Raw genomic sequence first — 15,339 nt, 5'->3', positions numbered from 1 at the left:
AAGGCAGCGTTACTTTGATGTGGATTGACATTGTAAATAAGAGAAGTTATAATTTCTTGTATATAAATATGCTCTTGCATATACTACTATCGCCCTACATCATTTACATCATATTTTACATCATTTGCCCGCAAAGTGACTCAAAGTAGAGCAAAAATATGAAGTATGGGGGATAATTGGAATATGGAGAATTTAATAGTATTAACACCAGCTTGGTCGAGTATGAAAGAACCACAAAAAGGGTCCCGACAATGAAACCAAAGGATACGCTCTGATCCTGAGAATGAGGTAATTATGGTGGCAAAAGAAGGCGGCAATAAGCCTGCCAGAGGTATTTTATACGTACTATCGCGGCTTGCAATCGTTGTTGTCGTTGTTGCGCTTGTAATCGTCGCTTTTTATGCCGCGATGAATACGATGAATATTCGGATGGTGGCGAAAGATGCGCTTTCGCTGCGGGCGGAGGCCGTGCTTATGCACGACGAAGAGAAAGTGGATTCATCCCAGCTCGGCAGTTTTTTTACGGAGCATTTCCTGGTGACGGATTCGGTTCTGACGGGAGCCGCCTATGAAGAGTTCCAGATTACGAATTATTACCAGAGGACGGACATTAACCCCCCGATCGTCTGGCCGTGGCAGACGGAGGTTACCGTATCGGCAGACGATGTCATCACTGAAATTGCGGGGCATAAGATCTCTGTGACAGACGAAAACGAAGAGGCCGATCAAAGCGGCGAAAAGCCACCGGAATGGCTGAACGGGAAATATGAGCTTTCCATGGTGAAGGCGGGAGACGCTTGGGTGATTGACGACATGAAGCTTGTTGAAGCAGCCGCGCCTGAGCCGTCGGAAACGCCGCCGGCGGAGGAAGCTGCTGGAATCACCGGCGGGGCCGCGGCACAGCCGGATGGGACGGAAAGCCCGGAAGCTTGAGAATAACAACAAAGCGCGCCGCAGAGCGCGCTTTGTTGTTTGGGGCCTTGGGGCCGTGCCGTAGGGGTGCAAAAAGCCGTGCGGCGGGGAGGAAGAGGAAATGGACGAACCAAAAATTTATCTCGCGCCGATGGCGGGCGTGACGGATGCGGCCATGCGCGAGGTCTGTACGCTCTGCGGCGCGCAGATGACCTTCACCGAGATGGTGAGCGCCAAGGGAATTGCCTACCAAAACGGACGCACCCACGAGCTGCTTGAGCTTTCGGATGCGGAGGAAAAAGCAGGGGTCCAGTTGTTTGGCCGCGAACCGCAGATCCTTGCCGATACTGCACGGAAAATATGCGATTTGCTTGGAGAACGTTTGTTTATTATAGATGTGAACATGGGATGTCCCGCACCCAAGATCGTAAATAATGGCGAGGGAAGCGCGCTTATGCGCGAACCCGCGCTGGCGGCAAGAATCGTTTCCGCGCTCAAAAAGGCGGTTCCCGTTCCGGTGAGCGTCAAGTTCCGGGCTGGCTTTACGGAAAAAGACAGGAATGCTGCGGCCTTTGCAAAGGTGATGGAAGATGCTGGCGCGGATGCGGTTGCGGTGCATGGGAGGACGCGTGAGCAGTACTACAGAGGGAAAGCGGACCTCGGTATCATTGCCGAAGTAAAACAGGCCGTAAAGGTCAAGGTGATTGGCAATGGAGATATATTTGCCGCACAGGATGCGGTAACTATGTTCCGGGAAACTGGGTGCGACGCGGTGATGGTAGCGCGCGGCGCGCAGGGGAATCCCTTTTTATTTACCCAGATCAGTGAATTGCTGCGGACGGGAAGCGTGCAGACCCTCCCTATGCCGGAAGAAAGAATCCACATGTGCCTCCGGCAGGCGCGCATTGCCGTGCGGAAGAAAGGGGAAGCGCTTGCTATGAGGCAAATGCGGGGCCACGCCCCGCATTATATAAAAGGGATGAAGGGGGCGGCGCAGCTGCGTGCACAGGTCGTGAGGGTGGAGACCTATGCACAGCTTGAAGATATTCTGCTGTCCTGCCTGTAGAAAAAATAGGTTGCAATTTATGGCGGTTCATGCTATCATACTTCTGTTATGTATTTTAATCGGAGGTTATTATGGAGATATTAGCTCTCATTATTAAAATAGTATTGGTTGTTTTTTCAGGCTTCCTGATTGTCGTGGTACTGCTCCAGTCGGGAGCGAAGACGGGCGTGCCCGGTGCCATTAGTGGCGGTGCGGAAGCAATGTGGGGAAAGAAAAAGGCGCGTGGCATGGAAGCGACCTTGGTGCGGCTTACAAGAATCGCAGCAATCGGCTTCATGGTACTCGCGGTTCTGCTTGTCATCATGCAAAAGTATTGGATGTAGGCAAATAAGAATTTGGAATCGGAAAAACACCCACGCGTTTGAGGGTGTGTTTTTTATGAAAGACAGGAGATATTTATTTGGAGAAAACAGAACAGGTTCTGCAAAAGATCGGAGACAGGATTTATATCGGCATTGACGAACTTGCTGGAGCGGTGGATATGCCCAAAGAGGCGCTTGAGGGTGTTCTCAGCGAACTGGAACGGGAATACCTTGTGAAACGGACCAAGGGCGGGAAATACGCGCTGGCATCCACGATGGGGCTGTTCCGGGGAACGCTTGACTGTAAACAGGGCGGTTTTGCCTTTTTGCGTACGCCGGAGGATATGGAGGACATCTTTATCTCACCTTCACATAAAGGCGGCGCTTTTAACGGAGAAGACGTTCTCGTCAGGCTGTCTAAACGGCAGCAGGGCGGAAAGCACCTGGAAGGAAAAGTCGTGAAGGTCTTCTCGCTGCTTCCGGTAGAAACGGTAGGGACGGTACAGGCCAAAAACGGAACGGTATTCGTTGTGAGCGATTCGCCGGGCATGGATGATATCTATATTCCCAAGAAACGGACGCGCGGAGCAAAAAACGGACAGAAGGTCGTCGTGAATGTCACACAGCGCGCCCATCAGGGAAAGAGCCCGGAAGGAGAAATCATGGAGATTCTCGGGCGGACGGGAGAAGCGGGCGTGGATATTCTTGCCTACGCGCGGCGTTTTGGTTTGGTTTCCAGGTTCCCGGATGCGTGCAAAAGGCAGGCACAGGCCCTGGCACAGGAAAAAATGGAGTTTGAGGGGCGGCTTGACCTGCGCGGGCAGACGGTGTTTACGATCGATGGCGCGGACGCAAAGGACCTTGATGACGCGGTATCGCTCCGAATGCTGGAAAACGGCAACTATGAGCTTGGTGTTCATATTGCGGACGTGAGCTATTATGTACGCGAGGGATCGCCGCTTGACAAAGAGGCGCTCCACAGGGGAACGAGCGCTTACATGGTGGACCGGGTGGTGCCGATGCTTCCCCAGGAGCTTTCAAACGGCCTCTGTTCGCTGAACGCGGGAGAAGACAAGCTGACGCTTTCATGCATCATGGAAATTGATGCCCAGGGGAACGTAACAGCTCAGAAAATGGAAAACACGGTGATCCGGTCTGCCCATAGGCTGACTTACGGCGGGGTAAACCGCCTGCTGGAAGGCGATGCGGAGGAGCGTGAAAAATATACGGACATTGCCGATACGCTTATGGAGATGAACCGGCTTGCAAAGATACTGCGGGCGCGGCGCTTTGAGAAGGGCAGTATCGATTTCAATATCGACGAACCGGAAATCATACTGGACCGGAAGGGCGTTCCCGTAGACGTTACCGTCAGAAAACGGGGCGACGCAGAGAAGCTGATCGAAGAATTCATGCTTCGCGCCAATATCACGGTAGCGGAACAGTATTATTATATGGAATTGCCGTTCCTGTATCGGATTCATGAGCATCCGGATGCAGACCGTATGAAGGAATTGGCGATCTTCCTGGGGAATTTTGGAATACAGCTGAAGGGCTTCCAGAACGTCCATCCGCATGCGATCCAGGAAGTGCTCGAAAAGGTGGCGGGAACGACGGAGGAGACGATCGTTAATACGGTTACGCTGCGCGCGCTGAAAAAAGCGCGCTACGCGACGGAACCGATCTCTCATTTCGGCCTCGCGGCAGACCAATATTGCCACTTTACTTCGCCGATCCGGCGTTATCCAGACCTACAGGTCCATAGGATCATCAAGGCGCTGCTTGGGGGGCGTATGGATGAAGGATATCTGCGGCATCTGGAGAAAGTGCTGCCGGAAGTGGCGGCACAGTCGAGCGCGCGGGAGCGGAATGCGATCGAAGCGGAGCGGGCGGTGCAGGACCTCAAAATGACGGAGTATATGTCGAAGCATATTGGGGAAACCTTCCCGGCAGTGGTATCGGGCGTAACGAAGTTTGGCATCTTTGCGGAACTGGATAACACGATTGAAGGAATGATTCCGTTGGCACAGCTTGACGACGATTACTACGTGTATTACGAGAAGGAATATTGCGTGATCGGCGAGCATACGAAAAAACGAATCACCCTTGGGGACAAGGTGAAGGTGAAAGTGGTGGCAGCGGATATCGCTCTTGCAAAAATTGAATTTACCTTTGCGGATAATTAAAGTATAATAGTATTTACAAGAGTTAATAAGGGAAATGTGTATGGCTGGTGAAAAGCTGCTTGCGCAAAACAAGAAGGCGCGGCATGAATATTTCATAGAGGATTCCTACGAGGCGGGGATCGAGCTCGTCGGTACGGAAGTGAAGTCGTGCCGTATGGCGAAGGTCAACCTGCGTGATTCGTATGTGCAGATCAGGAATGCTGAAGCGTTTGTCAATAACATGCACATCAGTCCGTACGAAAAAGGAAATATTTTCAATCGCGATCCGCTGCGCGTCCGCAAGCTGCTGCTGCATAAAAAAGAGATTACGAAGCTTCTTGGGCTGACTGCGCAAAAGGGATATACGCTGATTCCGCTGAGGATGTATCTGAAGCGGGGAAAGGTGAAGCTCGAGATAGGGGTGTGCCGTGGTAAGCATTTATACGATAAGCGGCAGGACCTGAAGGAAAAGGCCGTCAAACGTGATATGGAACGGAGGATATAAAGCCGTTTTTATATAAATACCGGCATCCTGCGTGATTGTGCCGGAAAAACTGAATATGGGGATGTACTGGTTTCGACGGGGGCATTTGTGAGGACAATAAGCAAGCCGCAGTTGAATACTCTGCGTTAAAAAGATTCAACTAAATATAAACGCAAAAACAAACAAAACGGCAGAGGTGGGTTCTCCCGCTCTGCTCGCTGCTTAATTTAAAATAGCAGCCTTCCGACCTCTCTTTTCCTGTTTGGGAGGGGATCGGGAGCCAATTTAAAACGGGCTACTACGCTGCCAAAGCTTTGCGGCGGCGCGGATTTTATGAAGCTACCTCTTCTTGGTTTTTGTGGCCGGGGGCCTTGAAGAGGGAAAGAAACAAAGGCCAATAAGCTTGTAGAAAGTTGTCCGGGCAGGCTTTCGGACAGGGGTTCGACTCCCCTCATCTCCACCAACGGCAAGTTGCCGCACCCAAGACCGCAAACTGCGTAAGTGGTTTGCGGTCTTTTATATCCCGGGCGCAAATATCCATTCCGTCAATCTCCCCCAATAAAACCCGTGATTTAAACGTTTTTTTATTTTTCATATTGCGTCTGCTTTTCAAAATAAGAATTCGCAAGGTCGCCAAAGGCTCTCCCTCGTCCGGCAAAGTGTGCTGGTATACCTTCTTCCTCGCCTTATCAGTCCTCCAGCCTCCACGTTCTATTGTATACTTATCTGGAATTTTGAAAAAGGCAGTCAATCTTATTTAAGTTGAAATAAAAATGCCGGCCGTTTCTAAAACAACTTACTTAAATGCCTTGAAAAATGACGAGGGATATTATAGAATGTTATTAACTTAAGGTGGAGGACTGGATGATTGAAGGTAGATCAAAGCGTTATTAAAGATATTAACAGGCGAAAAATTATGAGCCTGCTGCGGCGAAAAAAGAAAATGACAAAGAGCGAGCTTGGGAAGGCGATCAATGTCAGCCTGCCCACGGTCATCTCCAACGTCAATGAATTGATTGAAATCGGCGTATTGAAAGAAGCCGGGGTTGCAAGCTCTACGGGTGGGCGGCGGCCGACAATTGTTGAATTTGTCAAAAATGCAAAATACTCGATTGGCGTAGATTTCCAAATCGGAAGGATTCGCTTTGTTCTGATTAATATGAATTATGAAATCATTTGCGACCGGCTCATAGAATTCGATGTCCTTCGCGATATGGATAAAATGATGTCCGACGTAAAAAGCGAAATTGACGAGATGCTGAGGATCATGAATATCGATTCGTCCCGGATTATCGGGATGGGGATATCGCTTCCCGGAACCGTGAATGAAAAGGATAAGATTCTAGAATTTGCCGCGAACCTGAATATTGACAACGTAGATTTCAGAAAGTATGAAGACCTGTTCAATTTCCCTGTCTATATCGAAAATGAATCAAACGCCGCCGCTGTCGCGGAATATAAGATCGGCGTATGCCATAACAAGAATGATATGGTCTATATTTCCATCAATGAAGGCATTGGTGCGGGGATTATTTCCAGGAACAAGGTCTACAAGGGATATAACAAAAGAGCCGGCGAGTTGGGGCATATGACGATTATCAAGGATGGAGCCGTATGCGTATGCGGAGACAAGGGCTGCTGGAATGCTTATATTTCCGAACGCGCCCTGTTGGAGCGGTACCGTGGGAAAACCGGGAGAAATGTTTCATCCGTGCGTGCGTTTTTTGAATTATACGATCAAAAAGACGGAGCCGCTGTCGAAGTCATGGACGAATATATCGAATTTCTGGCGGCCGGTCTGAGGAATATTATTTTGATCTTTGATCCGCGTTATATTGTTCTTGGCGGAGAAATGGCAAATTATGCGAAAGGTTTTATCGAAAAGGTGAGGCGGCGGACGTTCAGCGGCGAGAAGCTTTTTTCCGAAAAAGATGTCAGGATCGTCGTCTCCGAGCTGGGGATGAACGCCTCTGTGATGGGGGCCGCTATCATACCGCTTAACCTTTTTATGGAAGTGGAAAAAGTATATTGATTTTTTTGATCTAAAGGCGCTCTTTCCTGAAAGAGCGCCTTATTTTTCGGGTTTTAATTAAAATAACTTTAAAAAGTCACTTGACTAACTGGAAGATAGATGGTAAAATGTGAAACATATTAAAAAGCATTTAAAAACATCTCGGAACGCATAAAATTCTCAATTAAAAGGTGGTGTGTAAATTAAATTGGCTAACGAATATATTCTGGAAATGGTCGATATTTGCAAATCATTTCCGGGAGTAAAGGCACTTGAAAATGTGAACCTGAAATTGAAACGTGGAACGGTCCACGCGCTGATGGGAGAGAACGGCGCGGGAAAATCAACATTGATGAAGGTTCTCATGGGGATGTATGTACCGGATAGCGGAAGGGTGGTTTATGACGGCAGGGAAATATCCAGGTATACCCAGGGGCAGGCGATTGGAATGGGAATCACCATGGTGCACCAGGAGCTGTCGTACATTCCTTATATGACGGTTGCGGAAAACATGTTCCTCGGAAGGGAAATACTAAGGAACGGGATGATTGATAAAAACGCGATGTGCGAAAAAGCAAAAGAGCTTCTTGCGCGCGTCGGCGTCAGCCTGGACCCCAGGGTTCTGATGAAGGACCTCAGCGTTTCTGAGAGGCAAATGGTCGAAATCGCAAAATGCGTTTCCTATAACGCCAAAATTGTGATTATGGACGAACCTACCTCCGCGATTACGGACAAAGAGGTAGAGCGGCTCTTCGCGGTGCTGAACGACCTGAAAGCAAAAGGAGTCGCAATCATCTATATCTCGCATAAGATGGACGAAGTTTTAAAAATTTCAGACGAAGTAACGATTCTGCGGGACGGAACCTTTATCGACACTTTTTCAACCGAGAATATCAATATCGACCAGATCATCGTGGCGATGGTAGGCCGGGAATTGTCCCAGGTATATCCCGAGAAACGCAACAAGATCGGCGAACAGGTATTCAAGGTGAAGGGGCTCAAACGGGAAGGCGTATTTCACGATATTTCATTCTCGCTGAGAAAAGGCGAAATATTGGGCTTCGCGGGACTGATGGGCGCGGGACGTACGGAGATTATGCGCGCGATCTACGGGATTGATAAACTGGATGAGGGAGAGCTCTATATCCGGGACGAAAAAATCACAATCAGGCATCCTGGGGACGCAATTAAAAACAAGATCGGACTCGTAAATGAAGACAGGAAAGGAGTGGGCCTCGTTCTGCCGATGTCGATCAAAAAAAACCTTACGTTATCGAACCTGAACAAATATTTCGATGGAATCGTTGTCGGGAATAAAAAGGAAGCGGAGCTTGCGGACAAGATGATGGAGCTGCTGGCCATCAAAGCTCCGTCGAAAGAGCAGCTTGTCCAGAACCTGTCGGGCGGCAACCAGCAAAAAGTGGTCCTGGGAAAGCTTCTCCTCGATGAAGCGGAAATACTCATTATGGACGAACCCACACGGGGGATCGACGTCGGCGCGAAAGCGGAAATTTATAAGCTGATCTGCGAGCTGGCAGAGGAAGGAAAAGCGGTAATCGTGGTTTCCTCTGAAATGCCCGAGCTATTGGGGCTGTGCGACAGGATCATCGTTTTGCATGAAGGGGAGATGATGGGAGAAGTCCGGAGGGAGGACTTTAACCAGGAGACGCTCATGAAGTGGGCATTCGCCCAGTAAAAAATATCTTGTAATAAGACGAAAGGATAAAAAATGTTTCGGAATTTAGATGCCAAGAGCAATATGTTGAAAAGAAATGACGCAAAAAGCCTGCTGTCAAAATATGGGATATTGATCGCGCTTGTCGTTCTTATCGTAGTTTTATCCATTGCGACGCCAAACTTTCTGCAAATAAAGAATTTCCTGAACGTATTCAGGCAAATCTCGATCAGCGCAATTTTGGCGATTGGGGCGACCTTTGTGGTGCTGACCGGCGGGATCGACCTTTCGCTGGGCGCGGTGGTGGCGATTACCGGCGTATCTGCGGCGATGTTCGCGCATCCGGGGGAATATCCCACAGTCGTACCGGTTCTGGTCGGCATCGGCGTAGGCGTCCTCTTCGGACTTTTTATCGGCGTGATCGTTGCCAAGGCCAATGTCGCTTCCTTTATTGTAACACTGGGAGTGACGACAATTGCCCGCGGCGGCGCGCTGCTCATTGCGGACGGCCGTCCGGTTTCCAACCTTGATCCTTCCTTCAACTGGATCGGCAATGGAGAGATCGGCGGAGCCGAAGGGCAAATAGGCTTCCCGGTGATGATATTGATTATGCTGGCGGTGTTCCTGGTCGTGTGGTTCGTGCTGAACAAGACGAAATACGGCCGGTATGTGTATGCGATCGGCGGAAACGAGGAAGCGGCTTACGCGTCAGGCGTCAAGGTCGACCGGGTGAAGATGTCCGTATATGTGATTTGCAGCGGGCTCGCGGGGCTTGCCGGCGTGATGCAGGCCGCGCGCATAGAGGTTGGGCAGCCGAGCATTGGCGTTGGATACGAACTGGATGCGATCGCCGCCGTAGTCATAGGCGGAACCAGCCTCTCCGGCGGAGTTGGAACGGTGGTGGGAACGCTGATCGGCGCGCTGATTATTGGCTTTATCAATAACGGACTGGACCTATTGAACGTATCGTCGTACTATCAGCAGATCATCAAGGGGCTGATTATCATCGGCGCGGTTCTGCTGGATGTAAAAACAAAGCAAAAGAGATAAGCGCGTCGTTAAATTAAATATTTAGAAAGTTTAAGATAAGCAATCCAAGTAACCAGGATCACGAAGCAATAAGAAATAACGGAGGGTAATATGAAAAAAATAGTAGTATTGATGATGGCTGTTGTATTTGCGGTAATAGGATGCGTAGCGTGCGCCGCGCCTGCGGCACAGCCGGAAACGGCAAGTGAAAGCGCGGCGGCAACCGGGGCGGCGAGCGATGGAGAAGGATTGGTCTTTGGCTTTACAACCATAACAAATTCAAATGAATTTATGGTAAAGATTCAGAAGGGAATCGAAGACAAGTGCGCCGAACTCGGCATTGAGGTGATCTGCAACGATCCGGATATGGATGCAAACAAGCAGATTTCACAGGTGGAATCTTTTATCGCTCAGGGAGTCGACGCGATCATTATGGACCCCTGCGACGCGGATGCCAGCTCGCCCGCAGTCACAAAGGCCCAGGAAGCCGGAATCCCGATTATTAATGTAAACTCGGTTACGACCACCGCACCGGATGTGTTTGTCGGGTCGCGGGATGAAGAGTCCTCGGAACTTGCGATCGAGTTTATTGCCGAGAAACTGGGCAGCAAAGGGAATCTCTGCATGATTCACGGAAATCCGGGGCAGTCCGCTGAAATCAAGAGAAGCGACGGAGCATATACAGTGCTGGAAAAATATCCGGATATGACGCTGCTCGCGGAGGATACGGCGCATTGGTCGAGGGAAGAGGCGATGGCTCTTACGGAAAATTGGATTCAGTCTTATGGAGACCAGATTAACGCTATTTTCTCGCAGAACGACGAAATGGTAATGGGCGCCCTCAAGGCCGCGGAGAATAACAATATGAAGGAGAACATGATTATTGTAGGCGTGGATGCAATTCCCGACGCGCTTCAAGCGGTAAAGGACGGAAGGCTTGACGCTACCGTATTCCAGGATGCTTACGGCCAGGCGACGATGGCGGTGGAAATGGCCTACAAGATGGTAAAGGGTGAAGAAGTAGAGGCGGAAACGTATGTTCCCTTCCAACTGGTGACGATCGATAACGTGGACAACTATTTAGAATAACTTCAGCATAAAAATAGAATTACCTGGTTGCTTATTACGCTGAAGGCAAGAAGAGAAAAAGGACACTTAAATATTTAGCGCGAAAGATAGGAGAAATGAATCATGAAAAAGAAAGCTTTGATCGTGTGGGGCGGCTGGGACGGTCATGATCCGGAGCAGGTTGCGAACGCATATAAAGACATTCTTGAATCGGAAGATTTTGACGTAGAGGTGGCGGATACGCTTTCCGCCTTTGAGGATGAAGAAAAACTGATGGGCCTCAATATTATCGTTCCGTGCTGGAGCCACGGCGAGATCACGCCGCAGCAGCATGGCCCGGTAATCAAAGCCGTTGCGAGCGGCGTGGGGATCGCCGGATGCCACGGCGGGATGTGCGATTCCTTCCATGACTGCATGGATTGGCAGCTTATGACGGGCGGCCAGTGGGTGGCCCATCCCAACGGACAGCATGTGCGGTTTCAGGTACATTATGCAGACAAGACCCATCCGATCACGCAGGGACTGGAAGACTTTGAAACGGTTTCCGAGCATTATTACCTGCTTGTCGATCCGGCGGTACATGTGCTCGCGACGACGCGGATGCCAATTGGAAAAGGAGCCTACACAAAGATTGGGGATACGTCCATCGATCTGGGCTCAACCTACGGCGTATGGAATTTCGACGAGAACGAATTCAATGATTCTATGGAAGCGGTCGGTCCGCATATTACAAATGGAGTCTTCGATATGCCGGTTATGTGGACGAAGTATTTTGGGCAGGGAAGGGTCTTTTATAATTCGTGCGGACATTCCATCAACCACTTTATGGAAAAACCGAATCTGGAAGTTACAAGACGCGCGCTGCTCTGGGCGGCAAAATAGTGACGAGGTAAAGAGAAATGAAAAAGGTAAAGGTTGGTGTTGTCGGCTGCGGCAATATCAGTGACATCTATTTGACAAACAGCAAAAAATATGACGTGCTTGAGATCGTCGCCGTTTGCGACCAGCTCCGGGAAAGGGCCGGAGCCCAGGCTGAAAAATATGGAATCGGCAAAGTATATGATGACGTTGCGGACATTATGGCAGACGGCGAGATCGAAGTCATCCTCAACCTTACGAATCCCAATGCGCATTACCCGGTCAATATGATGGCCCTTAAAGCCGGCAAGCACGTTTATACGGAAAAATCGCTTGCCGTTACGACGCAGGAGGGGCAGGAGATCATTGCGCTGGCACAGGAAAAGGGGCTGCGGGTTGGCGCCGCGCCGGATACTTTTCTGGGAGGAAGGCTGCAGACCTGCCGCAAGCTGATCGATGAGGGATGGATTGGGAAGCCGATTGCGGCAACGGCGTTTATGACTTGCCACGGACATGAAATCTGGCATCCCGGCCCGCAGTTTTATTACAAGCCTGGGGCTGGTCCTATGTATGATATGGGTCCGTACTATGTGACGGCATTACTTTCGCTGCTGGGGCCTGCGAGACGGGTCTGCGGCTCTGTACAAAAAACATTCGGGCAGAGGCGCATCACAAGCGAGCCGTGTTTTGGCGAACTCGTTGCCGTCGAAGTTCCTACGCACATCGCCGGAACGGTAGAATTCGATATTGGGGCGATTGCAACGGTTATCACGAGCTTCGATATCTGGGATTCCCATCTCCCGCGGCTGGAAATATACGGGACGGAAGGAACGCTTACACTTCCGGATGCCGATCCGCTCGCAGGTCCGAACCTTTTTGAAGGGCCGATTCTTCTCAGACGCAGCGACGAGGCCGATTGGAACGGCTTCCCGAGCACGCTGCCGCGAAAAGAAGCGACCGCGTGGCGGGAGATTCCTACTGTATTCGGCTACAACGAAAACAGCCGTATCCTTGGGCTTGCGGATATGTGTGCCGCTATCGGTTCCGGGAGGCGGCACCGGGCGAATGGGAACATGGCTTTGCATGCGCTCGAGATCATGCAGGGGATTCACGACGCTGCTGAGAGCGGAAAGTACCATGAAATGGAAAGTACATTTGAAAGACCGGAAGCCATGCCGATGAATCAGCCGGACTATGTGTTCAGCGAATAAAAGAAGGTATGCTTTGGATGTGACACAGACCCGGCGGATTCTTTAAGGCTCCGCCGGGTCCCTTTTTATCCTTCCCGGCACCCATTGAAGGAAACGGCAGCCCGGCACGTGAGGGCTGCTTCCAGTCCCGGAAAGACAGGTTTTGCCGGCCGCCGCAGGCTTGGAGGGGGCTAGCCCTGCGGCCGCATGGAGTGCATACAGCCGCAATATTCCTGCCGGTAAAGGCCATATTGCCGGGAAAGCTCCAGCGAGCGGAGGTATCCGTTTTTCTTCTTGAAATCGGACACGAGGTAATCTACCTCGTACTTGGCGGACAGAGCGAGGCCAAGTTCGTTCAGCTTCGCGGCGTCCTTGTGCGGACTGATGCTGAGGGTAGTGGCGAAATAGTCGAATCCGTCCTTCGCGGCCTGCTTTGCCGTTTCTTCCAGCCTCAGTGCATAGCAAAGCGAACACCGCGGCCCGCGTTCGGCGTCGCTTTCATGGCCATGGGCAATTTTGGAAAAAATATGGGGCTCATAGGCGCCCTCGATCAGCACCGCAGTACTGTCCATGTCTTTGAGCATCCGGCGCAGTTCCTCCAAACGGCGGGAGTATTCCTGCGGCGGATAGATATTCGGATTGAAATAAAAAATGGAAATATCAAAATAAGGAGACAGATATTCCAGCACATAGCTTGCGCAGGGAGCGCAGCAGGCGTGCAGCAGCAGGGAAGGCCTAAGACCCGCCTCCTGGATCGATGATATTGTTTTTTCCAGAACAATTTGCGCGTTCATCATAAATGACTTCCTTTTTCAGATATCAATATTATACAGGCCGCGGAACAAAAGTACAATCGATAGCAATACGCACAGCGCCACTGCCTGCGGCGGGAATATATGCAGTTTGACGCCGGGAGCCGTGAGGGAGCCGTGACCCTGACGGCGGCCATGAGCGCAATCCACGGTGCAGATGCGCGCGCTCTTTCCTGCATTAAAAACAGCAGAAAACCTGCAAAACCGGAATAAATCCGGTTTTTGTTTTATTGGTGACCTTAAAAGCGGTGAGGGGATTGCACGGCTTTATGACATATGTTAAAATAAATTGAAACATATATGGGCAGAGTTACGCCTGTATTTACCGCCGGTCTCAAAAAATCAGGCAGAAATCAAACCAAAACAATATTTAACCGGAATGGTATTTTATATTGCGGAACGAAGTCCGGAGAAGCGCCGCGGGATGGCCGCCGGACTGAACGGGAAGGGGAAATCCGGGATGAGAGGGAAAAAAAGGATCGCGTTATGCGCGGCTTGTATGGTCGGCATGGCTGCATTTGCCGCGTGCGGAGTGAAAAACGAGGTCGTAAACTATCAAATGCCGGCGGAAGCGATCACGACTATTACTTTTTTCGGCAATAAGTATGAACCGGAAAACGTCACGGTAATTGAAAAAATCATATCGGACTTTATGACGGAAAATCCCGGTATCCGGGTCTCGTATGAAAGCCTGAAGGGAACCGATTATTTTGAGGCGCTGGAAAAGCGGATGGATTCCGGAAAAGGCGACGATGTATTCATGGTGAACCATGACGCCGTATTGGAACTGGGCGCACAAGGGCGGCTTGCCGATTTATCGGGCCTCAGCAGCATCCCGGGCTATACGGACCAGATGCTTGGCCAGATGACGGAAAAAATGGAAAAATTTATGGAGTGCCGACTACGGTATCTGTTTTCGGCCTTTACTGCAATAAGGACCTTTTGCGGGAGCACCGGCAAAAAATTCCTCAAAACCTCGGGGAATGGGAGGATGTTTGCGATTACTTTGTAAAACAGGGAATCACGCCGGTCATTGCCAATAACGATATTTCGTTGAAAACGTTGGCTATCGGCCAAAGCTTTTATTCCACATACAGGGAAAACCGCGAGGCGGAAGTGTTCGGGGAACTGAACAGCGGGACGGCACAGTTAAGCCAATATCTGGATTCAGGCTTTGCGCTTGCGGAAGAATTTCTGGAGAAGCGTTATATCGATGCGGAAAAAGCGCTGCAAACGAAAAAAACATCGGATGATCTCGAAGAATTCGTGAAAGGGGAGTCCCCCTTCATGCTGACAGGCGCCTGGGCTGCCGGACGCGTAAAAGAGATGCAGCCGGATTTTGATTTTGAGGTAGCTCCTTATCCGGTTTTGCAGGATGGGGCGCTGGTTGTTATCAATGCGGATACACGTTTGGGAGTTAATGCAGCCAGTGAACACAAGGAGGCCGCGGTTAAATTTGTCGAATACTTTACGCGTGCGGAAAACATCCGGAAATTTGCCGATCAGCAGGCTTCGTTCAGTCCGTTGGAGGGCGGAGCGCCCTCGACGGTAGCGGAGATACAGCCGTTGATCCCCTGTTACGAAGCAGACAGGACCGTAATTGGATCGGACGAACTTCTTGATTTGCCGATCTGGAATCTGACCGCCGAGGTATCCCGGCAGCTGCTTTCCGGCCAGCCGCTTGAAAAGGCTATGGCCTGGATGGACGAACAGGCGGCGGAAGAAAGGAGCCCTTCGTGAAAAGTAACGCGTGGAGCGCAAAAAAGA

At 50.5% G+C, this 15,339-nt stretch carries 13 protein-coding genes, 1 other RNA gene and 1 pseudogene; 14 read left to right on the top strand and 1 reads right to left on the bottom strand.

Going from position 1 to position 15,339, the window contains the following annotated elements:
- Positions 1–294 precede the first annotated feature (294 nt).
- The 12 genes from B1H56_RS05785 (at position 295) to B1H56_RS05730 (ending at position 12,781) form a co-directional block, all read left to right on the top strand.
- Positions 295–933, top strand: a complete 639-nt coding sequence (locus B1H56_RS05785) for a hypothetical protein (RefSeq protein WP_066517909.1) — start codon at positions 295–297, stop codon at positions 931–933.
- 100 nt (positions 934–1,033) lie between these two features.
- Positions 1,034–1,978 carry a tRNA dihydrouridine synthase DusB gene (gene dusB, locus B1H56_RS05780; RefSeq protein ID WP_066517910.1) on the top strand — a complete coding sequence of 315 codons (945 nt, stop codon included), beginning with the start codon at positions 1,034–1,036 and terminating at the stop codon, positions 1,976–1,978.
- A 71-nt stretch (positions 1,979–2,049) separates the two neighbouring features.
- Positions 2,050–2,301 carry a preprotein translocase subunit SecG gene (secG, locus tag B1H56_RS05775; protein ID WP_066517914.1) on the top strand — a complete coding sequence of 84 codons (252 nt, stop codon included), beginning with the start codon at positions 2,050–2,052 and terminating at the stop codon, positions 2,299–2,301.
- Positions 2,302–2,378: 77 nt separating this feature from the next.
- A complete protein-coding gene (gene rnr, locus B1H56_RS05770; RefSeq protein ID WP_066517917.1) occupies positions 2,379–4,466 on the top strand; it encodes a ribonuclease R in 2,088 nt (695 codons plus the stop codon).
- 34 nt (positions 4,467–4,500) lie between these two features.
- Positions 4,501–4,950 (top strand): SsrA-binding protein SmpB, encoded by a 450-nt coding sequence (smpB, locus tag B1H56_RS05765; protein ID WP_258107172.1) that lies wholly within the window; start codon positions 4,501–4,503, stop codon positions 4,948–4,950.
- A gap of 57 nt (positions 4,951–5,007) precedes the next feature.
- Positions 5,008–5,392: a transfer-messenger RNA gene (gene ssrA, locus B1H56_RS05760) on the top strand.
- Positions 5,393–5,797: 405 nt separating this feature from the next.
- Positions 5,798–6,961, top strand: coding sequence for an ROK family transcriptional regulator (locus tag B1H56_RS05755; RefSeq protein WP_066739888.1), 1,164 nt, complete (start codon positions 5,798–5,800; stop codon positions 6,959–6,961).
- 187 nt (positions 6,962–7,148) lie between these two features.
- On the top strand, positions 7,149–8,636 hold the full coding sequence (locus tag B1H56_RS05750) for a sugar ABC transporter ATP-binding protein (protein WP_066517925.1): 1,488 nt from the start codon (positions 7,149–7,151) through the stop codon (positions 8,634–8,636).
- Positions 8,637–8,699: 63 nt separating this feature from the next.
- Positions 8,700–9,665 carry an ABC transporter permease gene (locus tag B1H56_RS05745; protein WP_121419033.1) on the top strand — a complete coding sequence of 322 codons (966 nt, stop codon included), beginning with the start codon at positions 8,700–8,702 and terminating at the stop codon, positions 9,663–9,665.
- 90 nt (positions 9,666–9,755) lie between these two features.
- On the top strand, positions 9,756–10,733 hold the full coding sequence (locus tag B1H56_RS05740; RefSeq protein ID WP_066517935.1) for a sugar ABC transporter substrate-binding protein: 978 nt from the start codon (positions 9,756–9,758) through the stop codon (positions 10,731–10,733).
- A gap of 102 nt (positions 10,734–10,835) precedes the next feature.
- Positions 10,836–11,594 carry a ThuA domain-containing protein gene (locus B1H56_RS05735; RefSeq protein WP_066517938.1) on the top strand — a complete coding sequence of 253 codons (759 nt, stop codon included), beginning with the start codon at positions 10,836–10,838 and terminating at the stop codon, positions 11,592–11,594.
- 17 nt (positions 11,595–11,611) lie between these two features.
- Positions 11,612–12,781: a Gfo/Idh/MocA family protein gene (locus B1H56_RS05730; RefSeq protein ID WP_066517939.1), complete on the top strand. Its 1,170-nt coding sequence runs from the start codon at positions 11,612–11,614 to the stop codon at positions 12,779–12,781.
- A gap of 170 nt (positions 12,782–12,951) precedes the next feature.
- Here the strand turns inward: B1H56_RS05730 and B1H56_RS05725 are convergent, their stop codons facing one another.
- On the bottom strand, positions 12,952–13,557 hold the full coding sequence (locus B1H56_RS05725) for an epoxyqueuosine reductase QueH (protein WP_121418973.1): 606 nt from the start codon (positions 13,555–13,557) through the stop codon (positions 12,952–12,954).
- Positions 13,558–13,656: 99 nt separating this feature from the next.
- Here B1H56_RS05725 and B1H56_RS14945 point away from each other — a divergent pair, with 99 nt between their 5' ends.
- Both B1H56_RS14945 and B1H56_RS05720 read left to right on the top strand, forming a co-directional pair.
- Positions 13,657–13,785 carry a hypothetical protein gene (locus tag B1H56_RS14945; protein WP_278288533.1) on the top strand — a complete coding sequence of 43 codons (129 nt, stop codon included), beginning with the start codon at positions 13,657–13,659 and terminating at the stop codon, positions 13,783–13,785.
- Between the two features lie 247 nt (positions 13,786–14,032).
- Positions 14,033–15,312, top strand: a pseudogene (locus tag B1H56_RS05720) (ABC transporter substrate-binding protein).
- Positions 15,313–15,339 lie beyond the last annotated feature (27 nt).

It is taken from the genome of Christensenella minuta (assembly GCF_003628755.1).
Lineage (GTDB): Bacteria > Bacillota > Clostridia > Christensenellales > Christensenellaceae > Christensenella > Christensenella minuta.
This window is presented reverse-complemented; position numbering and strand designations above follow the sequence as displayed.

Excerpts from the sequence above, each read along its gene's own strand:
- B1H56_RS05745 (WP_121419033.1), top strand. The coding sequence starts at position 8,700 with ATGTTGAAAAGAAATGACGCAAAAAGCCTGCTGTCAAAATATGGGATA.
- B1H56_RS05785 (WP_066517909.1), top strand. The coding sequence starts at position 295 with ATGGTGGCAAAAGAAGGCGGCAATAAGCCTGCCAGAGGTATTTTATAC.
- B1H56_RS05740 (WP_066517935.1), top strand. The coding sequence starts at position 9,756 with ATGAAAAAAATAGTAGTATTGATGATGGCTGTTGTATTTGCGGTAATA.
- B1H56_RS05735 (WP_066517938.1), top strand. The coding sequence starts at position 10,836 with ATGAAAAAGAAAGCTTTGATCGTGTGGGGCGGCTGGGACGGTCATGAT.
- dusB (WP_066517910.1), top strand. The coding sequence starts at position 1,034 with ATGGACGAACCAAAAATTTATCTCGCGCCGATGGCGGGCGTGACGGAT.
- secG (WP_066517914.1), top strand. The coding sequence starts at position 2,050 with ATGGAGATATTAGCTCTCATTATTAAAATAGTATTGGTTGTTTTTTCA.
- B1H56_RS14945 (WP_278288533.1), top strand. The coding sequence starts at position 13,657 with ATGCAGTTTGACGCCGGGAGCCGTGAGGGAGCCGTGACCCTGACGGCG.
- B1H56_RS05725 (WP_121418973.1), bottom strand. The coding sequence starts at position 13,557 with ATGATGAACGCGCAAATTGTTCTGGAAAAAACAATATCATCGATCCAG.
- smpB (WP_258107172.1), top strand. The coding sequence starts at position 4,501 with ATGTGTATGGCTGGTGAAAAGCTGCTTGCGCAAAACAAGAAGGCGCGG.
- B1H56_RS05730 (WP_066517939.1), top strand. The coding sequence starts at position 11,612 with ATGAAAAAGGTAAAGGTTGGTGTTGTCGGCTGCGGCAATATCAGTGAC.